Below are 16,593 nucleotides of genomic sequence, written 5' to 3'. Positions count from 1 at the left end.
TTTTATAGTTCAATAAATTACAAACCAAGTACTGCCATTGGCGGGAATTTCCACTTTTAGTTCCACGGAGTAATCCCTTGCCAGTTCATAGGTTGTTGTTTTGCCTTCCTTCTCTTTGATGTTCACCTCATTCGAGTGTCCGGTGTAATATAGGGGGAGTTTTATGGTTTGGGACAAGGTCTTGTTCGTAGGGTTAAAGAACAGTGCCATCCCTTTTTCGTTTAATTCCGGGTCCACATGCATAATGCCATCAATTTCCCTTCCATTCGCCCTTTTTAAATGGATAATAGGGGCATTAAGGATGTTGCGGTATTTTTTGTACCAATCTACTACTTCTATAACGGTCGATTTTGTTTTCTCGGTATCATATAAGCGAGGGCCTCTATAACATGCCTGAACCCCCATCCCATAGTTTTGCACCATATGTGCCTTATAGGCTTCCAAATGGGTATCCAAGGGCTCTATAGTAGCCTCTGCTCCCCCGCCATGATATTCCGTAAGGGGCACAAAGGTCCAACTCATACTTGGAAGTCGGTCAAAGGTACCATCATACATATTTTGTCTCCCAAGGATCAATTGACGTTCTCTGGGCAGGGACCAATTGACTTCCCTATATCCAATACCGTTCTTAGTGCTGCCACTAAGATAATACCAATCCGGGATATTTAGCGAAATTCCTTTTTCGTTGCACCATTTATAAAAGTCGGTTATTCGCTTCCAAGATTTCCATTGGGAATCCTCTACCCCTTTATGGCCTATATGCTCGGTGGAAGCACATAATTGACCCGGGTAGGAACCATCGTGCTCCAATAGGTCGAAGCCCGTTTGTTCAAAAAATGTCTTCAGTTTTTCAAAATAATCAATGCCCCATTGGCTATTGAGACAAGGAGAACTTCCGTGAATTACGCCACCCCTCTTGCCCGTTTCCGGATTAATGACATCTACCTCTTCACTGATCCACCTACTGGACAATAAAGAATATCCGCCCAATTCTATACCCTTGGAGTGGGCGTAATCTGCCAAGGCCTTGAATTTGGTAATATTGGCATCGGAAAGGTCCTCCATGTTCAGGCCACTGCCAAAACTTAAAATGACCATTTCGTAACCTGTTTCCGCGCATTGGTCTATAGCTGCCTTTACCTTAACATCATCAGTGGTCGTTAAATGTAAAAATAAGGGATTTTCTGTAGTCCATGGGGCTATTGATTTATACATGGCATTGGTATAAAGGCCTTTACGTTGCTTATCGTGGCTATCAAAGGGCATTTCCCAGATTCTGAACGATTCAAAGTTAGTGCCGGCGGCTATTGTCTCATTGGGTCCAATGGGCAATTTACATTCCAATAAACATGGAGTGGATAATAAATAACTGGCCTGTGAAGTATAACGTGGATCTCTTTCCCAATGCACAACTTTGTTCGCATTTTTCATGGACATGGAATGAAACTCAAAATCGCTTTCCACATGTATGTTTGGGGTTTCCCATCCTTTTTGTTTTTCTACAGCGCTTTCTGCCTCCACCATGGCAAGGATTTCACTCTTGAAATTATTTAATACAACGGACTTTTTACCGTGATTATCAATGGTGAACCATTTGCTGATCAAAGGAAGGCCATCATAGATTTCATAATGAACCTTCACTTCCAGGTCGGGAAATTCTGGATGGGCGTAGGAAAAGCTTATGTGTTTTCCTGGTGTTGGACTTTTTGGTTTGGAAGACCATCTTTTGTTGGGCCAGTTTATGCGCTCCTGAATATCATCGATCTTAAAATGGGTAAGTTGAAACGAACCGGCCGGACTCCACATTTGGTCTAACCATTCCTCTTTTAAATAGCCATATTCAATTTGTCCGTCCAATCCGCCAACGGTGTATTCCTGTCCGTCTATAGTAAGCATGGCCTCTGGACTAACACCACGGAGCAGTGATTCTCCCGTTACAAGGTTGGTAAAACCTACCGTGGCGCAATTTGGGGTTAGTCGGAAAGTTCTACTGATCAATCCGTTGGAGATTACAATTTCCTTTTCATTGTGCTGCTTGTAGACCATGGATGGCAGTTCTACTTTGGTAATCAACCAATCGGCATTCACCCCTTGTTCATATTCTTTTTGGCCAAAGGGCAACCTTTCTAATAATGGTTTAATATGGGTATTATAAGAGGTGTCAACGGTTTTTAACTTGTTGAAATAATCGGCATCTACCAATTGGGGTTTGTGGGTACTATAATGTATTGTCGGCTCTGCCCAGACGGCATGGTCACCAGAGATGCCATCACCCATATCCTCTACGGCCAATTCCAGGACTTGAATACCATTTATATCTAAATTTACTTGAATGGCCTTGCTTCCACCATTAATTTTTTTGCTTTTCCATAACAATTTTCCGTCTCCTTTTATTAGGAATCTAACACTACCTTTGCCCATGCCTTCTTCAGAGTTGGCAATACCTACAAACGTTTTGTCCCCATCTTTTTGGGTATAGAATAGTTTATTGCCGTCACTTAAGGTATTGAATTCCACCTCCTGTGGAAAGTCTTGTTGATTCTGTATGCCCACCCGAGCACTAAATTTTTGGCTCTTGCCGTCCAAGAAAAAGAATAGCCTGCTTTGGGACAGGGTTCCAATACCTTCCTTGAAGGTTTCATCTCCTATTTGTATGGGCATTCCGTTAATGGCCTTGTTTTTTTGGGCAGGCCACCAGGCTTGTTCCGGTTTTTCAACATCCAATTCGGAAAGGCTGATGACCCCTTTTCCCGCTTGTTGCGAATGGGTAGAGATGGTGAATAAGAGGAGTAGCGGTAAATATAGTTTTAGGAATTGCATTGAAATTTATTTCTGGAATTTTGGTGTTCTTTAGGTTCTTAGGTTTCGTGAAAAATCTATAGCTCAGTAATAGTGGTCCTGTATAAGTTGGTTGGCTATTCGGACTTAAGTTCCTTTTCATTCACATCTATTCGTTTAAGGTGAAAAATCAACACTTAACACTATTAAAAATATTAACTATTTGTTAAGTCACTATAAATATATCGACCAATGGCGTTTTCGAAAGGCTTAGTAACGGAATGAAGGGATTGGCCTTTGGCTTATTTGGTATGTGGTTGTCTTTTTGGTCAAGGAAATTGAAATATTTATGGAATGCTTGGAAAAGCTATGGACGTATTACTGATGGAATATGTTTTATGGATTCGGCAAGATGGTTCTTGATAAAAGTATTGATTTCCCATTGATCTCCCATGGGTATTTTAGTATTGGTCTTGAAAAGGGAGTAGGGATGTGGGCCGTATTCTGGGGTGATAGTTATAAAGGGGCGTTTTTTTTCGAACGCCTTTTTGATCATCAAAACCCACCAATTGGTAAACAGATCCAACTCAGTTTTGTAATTGCTATCCCGGGGGTCTATAACTTGTGGGCTCTGGGCATATCCTACCCTGGCGTGAATATGATAGGTATGTTCAATAGCTTTTTCAACCGCATAGGCCTGATTTTCCAATAATGATTCGGCAACGCAACACCAATGGGACAAGTCGGAAGTGAGTTTGAGAAAGGGATATTCCTCCAAATAGGGTAAACAGGCATGGGCGGCAAAGGAAAACCTAGAGCGGTGGGTTTCATGGGTAATGGTGACTCCGGATTCCAATTCTATTTCATGGGCAGTTTCAATTAGGGCTGAGTTTTGTTTATGGGTAAAAAAATCCATCCCTGTATGCGAATTCACGAAGAGGGGATTGGCTTCCACCAGATTGTACAACTGCCTTTTATACTGTTCTTGATGCTTGTTGAAATCTGCTTCCTTGGTTTCCCAATGCTGTCCAACGAAATCGAGTTCCATATCCTTTAGCATGGAACAAATATCGTTCTTTTTAATACTTTCTAAGGGAAGGTCTATTTCTACGCCTTGATAACCGGCGTTTTTTATTTTGTTCAGAAAAACGGACCAGGGTAAACCCGAACTTCCCCAACGTGGATATATAAATTTAATTTGCATGCATGGTATTGTTTTAATTTCTCTGTTTTCTTTCCCCGGTATGATCCACCCCTTGTTCCCTTTCAAATTCGATCATTTTTTTTGGCCTAAAGTTTAGGATCAAAGCCCTTCTTTGTGTTTCGGTAACGTTGCCCTGGCTAAAGTGAAGCGTAAAACCGTCATGAAAAGTACATCCGCCGGGATTTAGGGGAATGCATATGGCCTCGGAGCTGTCGGTTTCACAATATAGGGCTCCCCCATGGGGTAGGTTTTTATGGGGGAGAACGGGTGTGCCCTCTGTTTTGGGGATAAACCACATACATCCATTTTCTTCAAAGACCTTGTCCAACGCAATCCAACAACTAGCCGATCTTTTGTCGGGCATGGCAATCCAATAGGCGGCATCTTGGTGCCAAGGTGTTGGGGTGTTGGTATTGGGAGCCTTGTTGATCATCATGTCAAAATCCAGTTCCATATCCGGACCTAGTAGGTGTTTGGCCCATTGTTCCGCTTTTTTATAAGCGGTATTTTCAATAAGTTCCTGTGCTATGGTGCTGGGTCTCATGATTTGGGTTATACGCTCCACCTTTCTGTCGGCACTATTATCCGCGCCGGCAAGGTCACTTCTTAGGTGGGCGGTTTTGACAGTATCCTGTAATAATTTATCGTATAGGGTCCTAAGGGTGGCCACCTCGTCTGCTGTTATTAATTGGTCTATTTTGATAAATCCTTCCTTAATAAACTTTGATCTTATTGTTTCCATGGCACTAAAGTATAGGCTTCAAAGATGTAGTTAAAATATATAAATATCTATCAATTTTGTACTATATTACTTTTTTATACATTTTAGCATGGATTTTGGAACACAGGAAAGACGGGTGTTTAATTTACAGGACTTTGGGGTTAAAAGAGGATTGGCCATAGGCCATTATCGTTACAAACAGGTAAAGCCGGGTCTTGAGCGTCATCAACATAAAGGAGCCTTGGAAATTTGTTACTGTATGAAAGGGCAACAGCACTATAAGATTGGGGAGCAATTGTATGAACTTAACGGAAATGATATTTTTGTAGTGCCGCCTAATACAGTGCATAGCACAGGGGAATATCCGGAGGATAAGGGAGAATTGTTTTGGATTCAATTGCTTGTAGATAGTTCCAAAGGCAAATTATGCAATATGCCCAAAGAGCAAACCGAATTTCTGCTTGCTGCACTTCTGGATAAATCGGAACATGTTTTCAAGGGCTCCTTTCAGCTAAAATTTATTTTGGAGAAATTGATGGTGCAGCTGGAGAATTTCGATTCCTTGTTGTCCAAAATAATGGTGGATCAGTTGATAGCCCAATTATTGTTGGAAACTGTTATACTCTCCAATAAACCGCAACAAAATGCGCCATCCGTAAAGTTGAATGAACTGGACAAGTTTATTCATAAAAATTTATTTAGGATGATTTATGTGGATGAAATGGCAAATTTGGTGGGGATGTCCGTGGGGTATTTTAAGTTTTGGTTTAAGTCCAAAACGGGGATGCCGCCGAGGGAATATGTGAACCGCCTAAAGATTGAACAGGCAAAATTAGATCTGCGTACTTCCAAAAGGATTACTGAGGTGGCATTTGGATTGGGCTTTGGCACCTCCCAATATTTTGCCACTACTTTTAAGAAGTTTACGGGTACAACACCCAAATCCTTTAGACGATTGCAAAGGGAATAATAGAGCATTGATTTAATCTTCATACTACTTCAAAAAAAATCCGGAACCTTAGTGGTATCCGGATTTTTCAAAACTAACTCAACTCAATTTTTAATCAGGTTAATTTGGAGGAACTTAAAACAAACCTGACTTTTTAAAACTCTAATTATTTTATCAAAAATATTTTTTGAATGAAATCTTAGGCAAGATAATAGGTTCTTCCTTCTTAGGCTACCAATTTACTAACAAACACCAATACTTTTTTTGCATTTTTATCTTTTTTAAGTAGTTTGAGGTATATATTTTAAGCAATTAATTGGGAAAGTTTAATCTGAGACCAGATCAATACAGAACAACTATGGGTCTAAAAACAAAGACACGGGTGAAAATTTCCAACCCGTGTCTTATTTATTTGCTTTATTTCCAGAAGCGTTTTATGTTAACTACGAAAATGCTTTTGGCCTTTTTGGAATACACATCTTATATATCCATTTAGCCCGTCTTAATTAGTAACCCGTATTTTGTACTAGATTAGGATTGTTCTGCATTTCAGATGTTGGTATAGGAAACAAAAGCTCCCTTGCCGTTAGTGCTTTGTTGGGCAAGTAAGAGAAATTATGGCCCACAAAATCTTCCAAGATATTGGTTTCTGTGTTATACGCTTTTCTCCATCTCACCATGTCGTACCAAGTTTTGTTTTCAAAACTTAATTCATGAATACGCTCTATACGTACAGCATCTCTAAAGGCATCCTGGGAAAGACCGGTCAAATCTGCCAATTCGGCCCTTTGACGTATCTCGTTCACAGCATCATATGCCTCAGTTGAAGGTCCACTTTCAGCTTCGTTTGCCGCTTCCGCATACATCAGTAATACATCGGCATAGCGGTAGAGGCACCAGTTCAGGTCTGATTGGGCGCTCCCTTCATTGGCTTCAATATCAAAATGCTTAAAGATATATGGAGCTCCAAGGTTGACACTGCTGCTACGGTCGGCTTCCAATGAATAGCTTGTAAAATAAAACTGTTTTTCTTCTGCTCTTTTGTCGCCCGCCTCGTAGGAGTCTACAAAGGCGTTTGTTGAAAAGATACCACCAGTTTGGGCGGAATAGGCTGAAATTCCCAAGTTATATGGTAAAATTCCTGGCTGCCAGTTACCTGATTGGATACCTGCTGCAAATTGGGTCATAAAGATGTATTCCCCTGAGTTTTTGGTTGTAGGATCGTGCAGCTCGTCATAGGTATCAAAAAGTCCAAACTCCTCTGAATCTATTACCTCTTTGGCCTTGGCGGCGGCAAGCGCGTAATTCTCCGTTTTTTGAAGTGGGAAACCTGCCATGGTCAAATATACATCTGCCAATAAGGTCTTAACGGCGCCTAAAGAAACTCTGCCCGATGGATCCCTCCATGCCAGGCCAGCGCTTTCGGCTTCAGTAAGATCGCTTACAATTAGGTCGTAGACCGCTTCTGGCGAAGATTGTTCAGGGTACAATTGCTCCGATCCCAAATCTACCGAATTGGTGATGATAGGAATGTTTCCGAACATGCGTACCAAGCCAAAATAGTAGTAGGCCCTAAAGAATTTGGCTTCGGCCAAATACTTTTGCTTTAGAGCTTCGTCCATATTTATTTCCGGGATTTTTTCTATTGCCAAGTTGGCCCTGGAGATGCCCGAATAATATCCGGTCCAGTAACTGCTTCCATATCCGTTGTCCGAATTATTAATCAAATCCTTTACCAAGTAAATATTGGTGGCTTGCCCTAAGGAGGTGTTGGCCAAGCCCGTGGCAAATTCGAGCATCATCCATGTGCCTCCACCAAAACCACTATTAGTAATTGAAATCAATGGTTCATATGCCCCGTTAACGGCACTCTCGGCATGCGCAGCCGTGGTAAAGTAAGTGTCCGTTGTGAAGTTAGACTCATCTTCTTCATCCAAAAAGTTACTACAAGCCGTTATACTTGATATTGCGGTTACGACGGCTATAGCTCTTATAAAGTTTCTATAGATTTTCATTTTTTTATCTTTTATATGGTTATAGTCCAACATTTAATCCTAGCATAAAGGTTCGAGGCCTCGGATAATCGTAAAGGGAGAATCCTTGATCGAAAGCTCCACCACCATTAGAACTTTCAGGGTCATACCCTGGATATTTGGTTGCTACAAAAAAGTTCTGTACCGAGGTGTACACCCTAAGTCGATTTAAGTGTAACCGCTCTACCAATTCAGGCTTGAAGACATAGGAAAGCATTAAGTTTCTACCTCTTAAAAAGGAAGCATCCTTTAATTTCCCAGAATCGTTATTGGTATCATAACCAGCAGCAATTGGTCTTATTTGGGCAATATCGGTATCCTGATTATCCGGAGTCCACGCATTTAACACGGTCGCGAAGCTATTGGCAATGGTCTGACGGTCTTCAGCGGAGTGTTCATCACGGTACATTACACTGTTGCCATATTGAAATTGCAGGTCTACCAGTAGCTCAAGATTACCATATCTAAAGGTGTTTGAAAAAGTCCCAAAACCATCGGCAATACCTTTCCCTATGATGGCACGGTCATCACTATTAATGGCCCCATCATTGTTAAGATCACGGTATTTTATATCTCCGGGCAATCTGTCATAGATAGCTGCCTGGGCAGCTTCATCGGTGTTCCATGTTCCCTCATCAATATATCCAAAGAAAGTACCTACAGGTTCTCCAACACGGATCAAGGTAGAACCTAAGAAAATATCGGAACCACCTGAAAGGGCTTTTACTTCGTTTTTATTGATGGAAATATTGAAGTTACTGCTCCATCCAAAAAGTTCATTATCAAAATTGACAGTGTTCAAATTAATTTCGATACCCTTGTTTTCCAAACTTCCAACGTTTCTAAATACATTGGTAAAACCACTTGAGGAGGGAACCGGAGCATTAAGAAGCATATCGGAAGTCAACTTTCGGTAAACATCAAGCTCCAACCCTATACGATTATTAAATAGACCCAATTCAACCCCGGCATCTACCTGTTCCGTTTTTTCCCATTTTAAATCTGGATTGGCCATACGACCTGGGACAGTATAGGCGGATCTGGCGCCATTAAAAATGACCGAACCATTGGACAAGCCGGCCAATGCTTGGTACGCTGGTAATTCAGAGTTACCCGTTGCCCCATAACTAGCTCTAATTTTAAGATTGGAAATGGTCTCGTTTTCCGAAAGAAAATCTTCTTCGGAAGCCCTCCAGGCCAATGCGGCTGATGGGAAAAAGGCAAACTGGTTTTCCGGTCCAAATTTTGACGAACCGTCAGCCCTGCCGGTTAGTGTCAACAAATATTTGTTCATATAGTTATAGTTGACACGTCCAAAATAAGAGTTTAGCCCGTAAGCAGTTTTGCTAGAACTTGGCGTTTGTGGGTTGGAACCTGCACCAAGGTTGTTAAAGCCATAAAAGTCATCGGCAAACCCTCGGGTCGATGCTGTTGCACTAAACTGATCAACATGTTGCCAGGAAAGCCCTGCCATAGCCGTTAAGGAATTATTGCTGTCAAAATCCTTAGTATAGGTTAAATAGTTTTCAAATTGCCAAGAATTATAACGTGAGTTTGAGACACTTGCGGCACCATCGGGCATGGCAATGTATCTTAGGTCCTTGCCTCCGTAATAATCATTTCTTTGGTTAATGATATTGGTTCCTACTGTAGTGCGTAATATCAGGTTTTTATTGAATTCAATATTTCCGTAGAAACTACCCAATACGGTTTGGGTCTTGAGAAAATATCTACGGTCGTTCGCAACCGCCACTGGACTGCCGCCACCTTCCATTCCTGGATAGTGTATGTTGGATCCCCAGGTGCCATCCACATAACGTACGGGTATAATGGGTAGGGCCTCATATACTTGGCGCATTGTAGTGATACCACCACCTCCAAGTTGGTCTATTTGCTTTTCGTTTTGGTCGTTGTAGCTTAGGCTTCCTCCAACTTTTAACCAGTCGTTGACCTCGGTATCCAAAGTGAATCTACCTGAATAACGCTTTAACCAAGATTCTACTATCAATCCCTCTTCATCCCTGAAGCCCATAAATAGGCCGAAATTGGATTTTTGGTTACCACCTGTAAAAGAAAGTTGGTGATTTTGGGTAATAGCGTCCCTAATAGCTTCATCCTGCCAATCGGTATCATAAAGTGGGTTGCCGTTGGCATCAAAAAGTCTTGGGTCGGTTCTCTTTAATCTTGGGTCGGTATATCTTCCACCTGCCCAGCCTTCCGGGTCAAATTTTTCAGCATTGGCGTATGCGATTTCCTCAACACGAAGAAACTCTTCAGAGTTTAAAAGATCAAGTTTTTTGGGCAAGGTTCCTATACTGAAATCCACATCATAATTAAGACGGGTTTCTCCGGTAGTAGTTCCTTTTTTGGTAGACACAAGAATTACACCATTGGCGCCTCTGGCACCATAAATGGCCGTTGCAGAAGCATCTTTTAAAACTTCAATGGATTGGATGTCATTTGGGTTCAGGTAATCTATCGGGGTACTACCGTTAGGTAAATTGGCCGCATTCAAGATTACACCGTCTATTACATAGAGTGGTGTATTGGCGATACTTACCGAGGTATTACCACGGATTCTTACCACGGTTCTTCCTCCTGGTCGTCCAGAACCTGAAGTTATGTTTACACCCGCTACCTTACCGGCCATGGCCTGGTTCAAGGAAGCCGCCGGTCTTTCCGCCAATTCTTCGGACTTAATGGAGCCCACAGCACCGGTAAGGTCACTTTTTTTCTGTGTACCATACCCGATCAATACTACCTCGTCCAAACCTGCAGCACTTTCTTCCAAACTAACGGATATGGAGGTTTGTCCATTTAGAGCTACTTCTTTTGACGCAAATCCAATATAGCTTATAACCAAAGTAGCGTTTTCATTGACTACATCTAGGGTAAAGTTACCGTCAAAATCAGCGGTAACCCCATTAGTGGTTCCTTTTTCCACAATGTTCGCCCCAGGTAAGGGATTGCCGTCCGCATCCGAAATAGTTCCGCTTACGGTATGTTGGTCTATGGTAATTTCTACTGGGACAACGGAATTGTCCGGCTTACCCGTTTTTAATATGATCTGCTTGTTCTTAACGGTAAAATAGACATCCGTTGCCTCAAATATCCTGTCCAAGATATTTGAAATAGGTTCTTTTTTCACATTTACGGAAACAGTTCTCTTTAAATTCACCTTTTTATGGTTGTACAGAAACCTAAAATCCGACTGGGATTCTATTTCCTCAAAAACCTGTTGAACGCTTACGTTACTTAGGTTTAAAGTGATTTTTGTATTCTGTCCATAGGTGTTGGCCTGAATTTTAAATAGAGAAACTATAAGCAATAAGGTCGTTAGTTTCATCTTTAATTGATGTTTGCCCAGCCAATGCGAATGGAAAGGCCCTACTAAATTTAATTTTTTCATACTTTTGTAAAGGTTTGGTGATTAAACATTTAGTTTGTTTATATCACTTTCTTATGCCGGGAAATGCGCCAACATTTTCCGGTTTTTTTGTAAAAGTGATATGTCTAGTGCTCATGTTTTCAATTAGTTTTCATTGGCATTTTCTTTAAGTTAATATTAGTATCGAGTATAACAATTTTGGAACCCTCGCGTATATACTCAAAGTGAGTGTCTTCCTTAAAGGCTTCCAAGATTTCTTCTATAGTCTCATTTCTAAATGTTGCCGTGTATATCTGATCTTGCAATTTCCCGCTTCTATCTTCTATGCTAATGTTGAAATGACGTTCCAGTTTGGATCTAATGCTATGGAAAGGGGAGGCCTTAAACAAAAGATACCCGTCTTTCCAAGCCGTAAAAATGTTGGTGTCCACTTCCTTAATGGTCATCGTATTGTTCACCTTGTTCCATTCCGCCCTTTGTCCGGGCGCCAGTTGTGATGAAGTATTTGTACTTATGTCTGCCCCGTCCTTGTACAGGACCACGGCACCTTCCACCAGGACGGTACTGATATCCTCATCTTCGGGATAGAATGATAGGTTAAATTGGGTGCCCAGCACCTTTATGTTCATTTCGTCGGCATTTACAATAAAAGGGTGTGCCCTATCTCTGGTAACATCAAAGTATGCTTCCCCCTTTAAAAAAACTTTTCTCTCCTGTCCCTTTAGGAAACGGACGGGATATTTAATGGAGCTTCCCGAATTTAATTTTACTTTGGTACCATCGGACAGAACAAGGTCAAACTGTCGGCCATGCGGGATATTAAGGGTGTTGTAGACCAATTTGTCTTGAGCTTCGGCACTGATATACTGTAACGTATTTCCCTGTTGAGAGGCAACTAAATTTCCACTTGAAGTAGTTATTTTTCGCTCACCTGTCTCGGAAATGGTTTCAATGTCACCATTTTCCAATTGCAAGGTAATAACGCCGGAATTTGGATCGTTTTCAATGATAATTGGCTCAGTACTATTTACTAAGGTATTTTGGTTGTAAAAGTAAACGCCGGTAAGCAACAGAAAGGTAGCTGCAATACCTGACCAAAAACGAACATTGGAGTGTGGGAAAAATGTTCTACCTTTTTTTTTCTTATCAATGTGCTCTATTTTGTAGAGTATTTTCTGTAATAAGACTTCAGAATCATCTTTTGTTCTTTTCTTAAGGGGCAAGTTTCCTTTATTTACTTTTTCCCAATGCTTGGCCAATACTCCATGTTTAACCTCATCCGGATCGGAACTATTAATAAGCTCCATTAGACGATCCAGTTCCTTTTCGGAAATGGTATTGTCCACCAATTTTTGGAAGAGCTTATCCAATTTGTTCGCGTTTTGCATTTACTGTATTTTATTGGCCCCATTATGGGTTGTATAAGTAATACACATCATAAATGCAAAAGTCCCAAATTAGGACATCATTTTTTGCGAAATAGATAATTTAAATCGTAAACATTAGGCTTGTTAGAAAAAAATATATGGTGTCCGCCATATATGGTTTTAATTCTGTCCTGATAATTTGAAGGGTTTTCCAGAGATGGTTTTTCACTGTTTTTTGTGTTATTCCCAAAAGATCGGCTATTTCCTCATTGCTTTTTCCCTGTTGTCTGGACAAAATGAAGATGCTGCGTTTCTGAGTGGGAATATTTTCGAGGATATCGTTTACCAAATCCTCATATTCGGCAAGGAGAATACTATTTTCCGTTTCCTCGTTTAATGAGCTAATATTTTTATAGTATTCTTTTTTTAAGGAATTTTGGCTGGCAATACTCCTTAAGTAGTTGTATGTTGAATTTTTGGCAATAGTAAAAATAAAGGCATCAAAAGATTGGCTTACATCTATGGTTTCTTTTTTTGTCCAAATCTTAATAAATACCTCTTGTAGTATCTCCTCAGAGGCATAATCCGATTTGGTTATGGAATGTACAAAATAGTATAACCTTTTTTCATACAACTCAAATATGGTCCTAAATGCCGCCCTATTTCCTTTTATCAAGGAAGCGATCAATTGGTCTAAGGGTTGTCCGGACATTTCGCGAGCAATTAAATGATTTGATTTTTTTAGGATAATGTAAAGTAGGTTATCTGCTAGAAAAAATAATCTACTAAAGATAACATTCGAAAATATGATGTATTTTCTTTCATATCAACTAAAAATTGAACATTTAGCAATACTTTTTTTGCTAATTATTATTCGACATAAAAAAATATGTATATTTAAAATCTCAATTTAGCTTTTAGTTATTTGTTTTTTATGAAATTACACCTTCTTAATAGGGCCAGTTTACAGAACAGTTCCTTTACGGTTACGCACAATAGTTATTCACATTTCTTAAAGATTTGGCATTATCACCCTGAATTGGAACTGGTTTACATAGCCCAAAGTACCGGGACCCGATTTATTGGGGATGGAATTGAGAAGTTCTCCGAGGGCGATCTTGTTTTGATCGGTAAGAACCTGCCTCATATGTGGCTGAATGACGAGATTTATTTTGAGGCCGATTCTGGCTTGATTTCGGAGGCCATTGCCATACATTTTAAAGAAGATTTTTTAGGGCTGGAGTTTCTGAATGCCATAGAAATGAAACCAATACAGCAATTGATAAAAAGGGCTAGCCAGGGAATAAAATTTTCTAATATAGATGCTAAGCTCATTGAAAAAGTAAAGAAACTACACAGCCACGAACCCTTTGAAAAAACAATAAAGCTTATTGAAATTTTGTACAGGTTGGCAAATCATGAGGAATATCAATTATTGTCAAGTCCAGGGTTTTTAAATTCTTTTAATAAGACGGACAACAAGGGGTTGGATGAAATTTATGAGTTTGTCTTTAAAAATTTCAATCAACCTATCGGTTCCAAGGATGTGGCCGAGATAGCCAAAATGAATCCTTCTGCTTTTAGTAGATTTTTTAAACGTATCCACAGAAAGACCTTTACCCGTTATCTGAATGAAATACGAATTGGGTATGCCTGTAAATTGTTGATAGAGAATAAGAACAACATTACCCCGGTATGCTATGAATCAGGGTTCAACAACATTTCCAATTTCAACCGACATTTTAAATCCATTACAGGAATGTCTCCTTCCGACTATATTAAACTTCATACTCAAAATTGACAATCATTCTATTTCTAGCAAAAAAAGTATCAATAATGGTACTTCATGTAGTTGTTGGAGATAAGGTTTGGGGTTAGTTTTGTTTTATTAATATTATACATAATGAACAGCAAAATTATAATTACGGATGTTCTGGTAAAAGACGTCCGATTTCCTACTAGTAAGTCATTGGATGGATCAGATGCCATGAACCCGGATCCGGACTATTCTGCGGCTTATGTTATACTAAAAACCAGCCATCCCGAGGGGTTGGAGGGGCATGGATTAACTTTTACCATTGGTAGGGGAAATGAATTGTGTGCAGCAGCCATCCATTCCTTGGCGCCTTTGGTAAAGGGAAAATCCCTGGAGAGCTTTACCACAAATATGGGAGCATTTTGGAAGATGATCACCGGTGACAGTCAATTGCGTTGGTTGGGGCCGGAAAAAGGTGTGATCCATTTGGCTACGGGTGCTGTGGTAAATGCTGTTTGGGATCTTTATGCCAAGGTGGAAAAGAAGCCATTGTGGAAACTACTGGCAGATATGACACCGGAAGAATTGGTTTCTTGTATAGATTTTACTTACATTACGGACGCCATCTCCCCTGCAGAAGCATTGGAGCTTTTGAAGGGTAAGGCTGCTTCCAAGCAGGAGCGAATTGATAAACTTTTAAAGGATGGATATCCTGCATATACGACCTCTGCCGGATGGCTTGGTTATTCGGATGATAAGATGAGGAGACTTTGCAAGGAAGCCAAGGCCTCTGGTTTTAAGCATATGAAAATAAAGGTAGGGTCGGATTTAAAGGATGATATGAGGCGTGCTGCCATTATCCGCGAAGAGATCGGTACCGATTTAAGACTAATGATGGACGCCAACCAGAAATGGGATGTGGATGAGGCCATTGCCAATATGGCCGAACTTAAAAAGTTTGATCCATGGTGGATTGAGGAGCCTACCAGTCCGGACGATATTTTGGGACATGCCAAAATAGCAAAGGCCGTTCATCCTATAAAAGTGGCTACCGGAGAACACTGTCAGAACAGGGTTGTATTTAAACAATTAATGCAGGCCGATGCCATTGGCATCTGTCAGATAGACAGCTGCAGGGTTGGTGGGGTAAATGAAATATTGGCCATTCTTTTAATGGCCGCAAAATTCAATATTCCTGTTTGTCCACATGCTGGGGGAGTTGGTCTCTGTGAATATGTGCAACACCTGTCTATGATAGATTATATTGCTATAAGTGGTTCTTTGGAGAATAGGATAATAGAGTATGTGGATCATTTACATGAACATTTTTATGACCCTGTGGTCATAAAAAATGGGGCCTATATGCCACCGTCAATGTCCGGATATAGCATCACCATGAAAGAGCAATCTTTGGAGGACTATAGTTTTCCTGATGGCATTATATGGAAGGATGAAGTACTGGCCAAATAATTAGGGAAATTATAATAGTTAACATAATAATCTAAAGAATAATATGTCACTTTTTAGTCTAGAAAACAAAACAGCGGTAGTTACCGGTGGTGCCAGTGGTATTGGTGAAGCCATTTCCAAAGCTTTTGCCGGCCAAGGTGCCCATGTGCACATCTTGGAGTTTAATGCGGAAAATGGAGAACGCGTAGTTGGGGAAATAAAAGCTAAGGGGGGCAAGGCCAAGTTTCACGCCTGTGATGTTTCCAATAATGTCCAGGTAACCGAAATTATTTCCGCTATTGGTACCCAGAGTTATATTAATATTTTGGTCAACAATGCGGGGATAGCCCATGTTGGTAATTTGGAGGGAACCGCAGAAGAGGATATGGATCGAATATATAATGTAAACATTAAAGGTGTTTATAATTGTATGCATGCCGTGATCAGCAAGATGAAAGAGAAAGGTGGGGTCATATTGAATATGGCTTCCATTGCCTCCTCCGTTGGTATTTCGGACAGATTTGCTTACTCCATGTCCAAGGGCGCGGTACTTACCATGACTTATTCTGTGGCCAAGGATTATTTGGACAATGGTATTCGATGCAATAGTATTTCTCCGGCACGAATCCATACGCCATTCGTGGACGGATTTATAAAGAAGAACTATCCCGGTAAGGAAGAGGAAATGTTCGAAAAATTATCCAAGTCCCAGCCAATTGGAAGAATGGGAAAACCGGAGGAAGTGGCAAATTTGGCAGTTTATCTATGTTCGGACGAAGCTTCCTTTATAACTGGAACCGATTTTCCTATTGATGGCGGGTATATAAAATTAAACGGATAGGTTAATTTTAAAACCTGTTTTTGGACCAAATCAAAAATGGAACTAAATGTCGATTTGATGTTTAGTTCCATTTTATGAAACCAGCAACACCTATTCCGGTACTATTC

General features: G+C 40.5%; 11 protein-coding genes. 4 read left to right on the top strand and 7 right to left on the bottom strand.

From position 1 onward, the window contains the following. Positions 1–9 precede the first annotated feature (9 nt). The 3 genes from B9Y87_RS15465 to B9Y87_RS15455 form a co-directional block, all read right to left on the bottom strand. On the bottom strand, positions 10–2,820 hold the full coding sequence (locus B9Y87_RS15465) for an NPCBM/NEW2 domain-containing protein (RefSeq protein ID WP_085499870.1): 2,811 nt from the start codon (positions 2,818–2,820) through the stop codon (positions 10–12). Positions 2,821–3,145: 325 nt separating this feature from the next. After that, the gene (locus B9Y87_RS15460; RefSeq protein ID WP_085499869.1) at positions 3,146–3,982 is read right to left on the bottom strand and encodes a sugar phosphate isomerase/epimerase family protein; all 837 of its coding nucleotides are present in this window, start codon (positions 3,980–3,982) and stop codon (positions 3,146–3,148) included. A gap of 13 nt (positions 3,983–3,995) precedes the next feature. Further along, positions 3,996–4,724, bottom strand: coding sequence for a phytanoyl-CoA dioxygenase family protein (locus B9Y87_RS15455; RefSeq protein WP_085499868.1), 729 nt, complete (start codon positions 4,722–4,724; stop codon positions 3,996–3,998). A gap of 88 nt (positions 4,725–4,812) precedes the next feature. On the opposite strand from B9Y87_RS15455, the gene B9Y87_RS15450 reads away from it, so the two are divergent. Beyond that, entirely contained in the window at positions 4,813–5,673 is an 861-nt protein-coding gene (locus tag B9Y87_RS15450) for an AraC family transcriptional regulator (protein WP_085499867.1), read from the top strand. A 485-nt stretch (positions 5,674–6,158) separates the two neighbouring features. On the opposite strand, the gene B9Y87_RS15445 is transcribed toward B9Y87_RS15450, so the two are convergent. The 4 genes from B9Y87_RS15445 to B9Y87_RS15430 form a co-directional block, all read right to left on the bottom strand. Continuing rightward, positions 6,159–7,667, bottom strand: coding sequence for a RagB/SusD family nutrient uptake outer membrane protein (locus B9Y87_RS15445; RefSeq protein WP_085499899.1), 1,509 nt, complete (start codon positions 7,665–7,667; stop codon positions 6,159–6,161). Between the two features lie 19 nt (positions 7,668–7,686). Continuing rightward, positions 7,687–11,094, bottom strand: a complete 3,408-nt coding sequence (locus tag B9Y87_RS15440; protein ID WP_085499866.1) for a TonB-dependent receptor — start codon at positions 11,092–11,094, stop codon at positions 7,687–7,689. A 119-nt stretch (positions 11,095–11,213) separates the two neighbouring features. Next, positions 11,214–12,461, bottom strand: a complete 1,248-nt coding sequence (locus tag B9Y87_RS15435) for a FecR family protein (protein WP_085499865.1) — start codon at positions 12,459–12,461, stop codon at positions 11,214–11,216. Between the two features lie 100 nt (positions 12,462–12,561). Continuing rightward, positions 12,562–13,152: an RNA polymerase sigma factor gene (locus tag B9Y87_RS15430; protein WP_085499864.1), complete on the bottom strand. Its 591-nt coding sequence runs from the start codon at positions 13,150–13,152 to the stop codon at positions 12,562–12,564. A gap of 222 nt (positions 13,153–13,374) precedes the next feature. Between B9Y87_RS15430 and B9Y87_RS15425 the strand changes: the two genes are divergently transcribed. The 3 genes from B9Y87_RS15425 to B9Y87_RS15415 all read left to right on the top strand — a co-directional run bounded on the left by B9Y87_RS15425 (position 13,375) and on the right by B9Y87_RS15415 (position 16,486). Continuing rightward, a complete protein-coding gene (locus B9Y87_RS15425; RefSeq protein ID WP_085499863.1) occupies positions 13,375–14,241 on the top strand; it encodes an AraC family transcriptional regulator in 867 nt (288 codons plus the stop codon). Positions 14,242–14,343: 102 nt separating this feature from the next. Continuing rightward, positions 14,344–15,666, top strand: a complete 1,323-nt coding sequence (locus B9Y87_RS15420; protein WP_085499862.1) for an L-fuconate dehydratase — start codon at positions 14,344–14,346, stop codon at positions 15,664–15,666. Between the two features lie 43 nt (positions 15,667–15,709). Then, the gene (locus B9Y87_RS15415) at positions 15,710–16,486 is read left to right on the top strand and encodes an SDR family NAD(P)-dependent oxidoreductase (protein ID WP_085499861.1); all 777 of its coding nucleotides are present in this window, start codon (positions 15,710–15,712) and stop codon (positions 16,484–16,486) included. The last annotated feature ends 107 nt before the right edge of the window (positions 16,487–16,593 follow it).

The organism is Arenibacter troitsensis (genome assembly GCF_900177645.1).
In the GTDB taxonomy this organism is placed as follows: Bacteria; Bacteroidota; Bacteroidia; order Flavobacteriales; family Flavobacteriaceae; genus Arenibacter; species Arenibacter troitsensis.
Note: the sequence above shows the minus strand (reverse complement) of the source record. Positions and strands in the feature narration are given on the sequence as shown.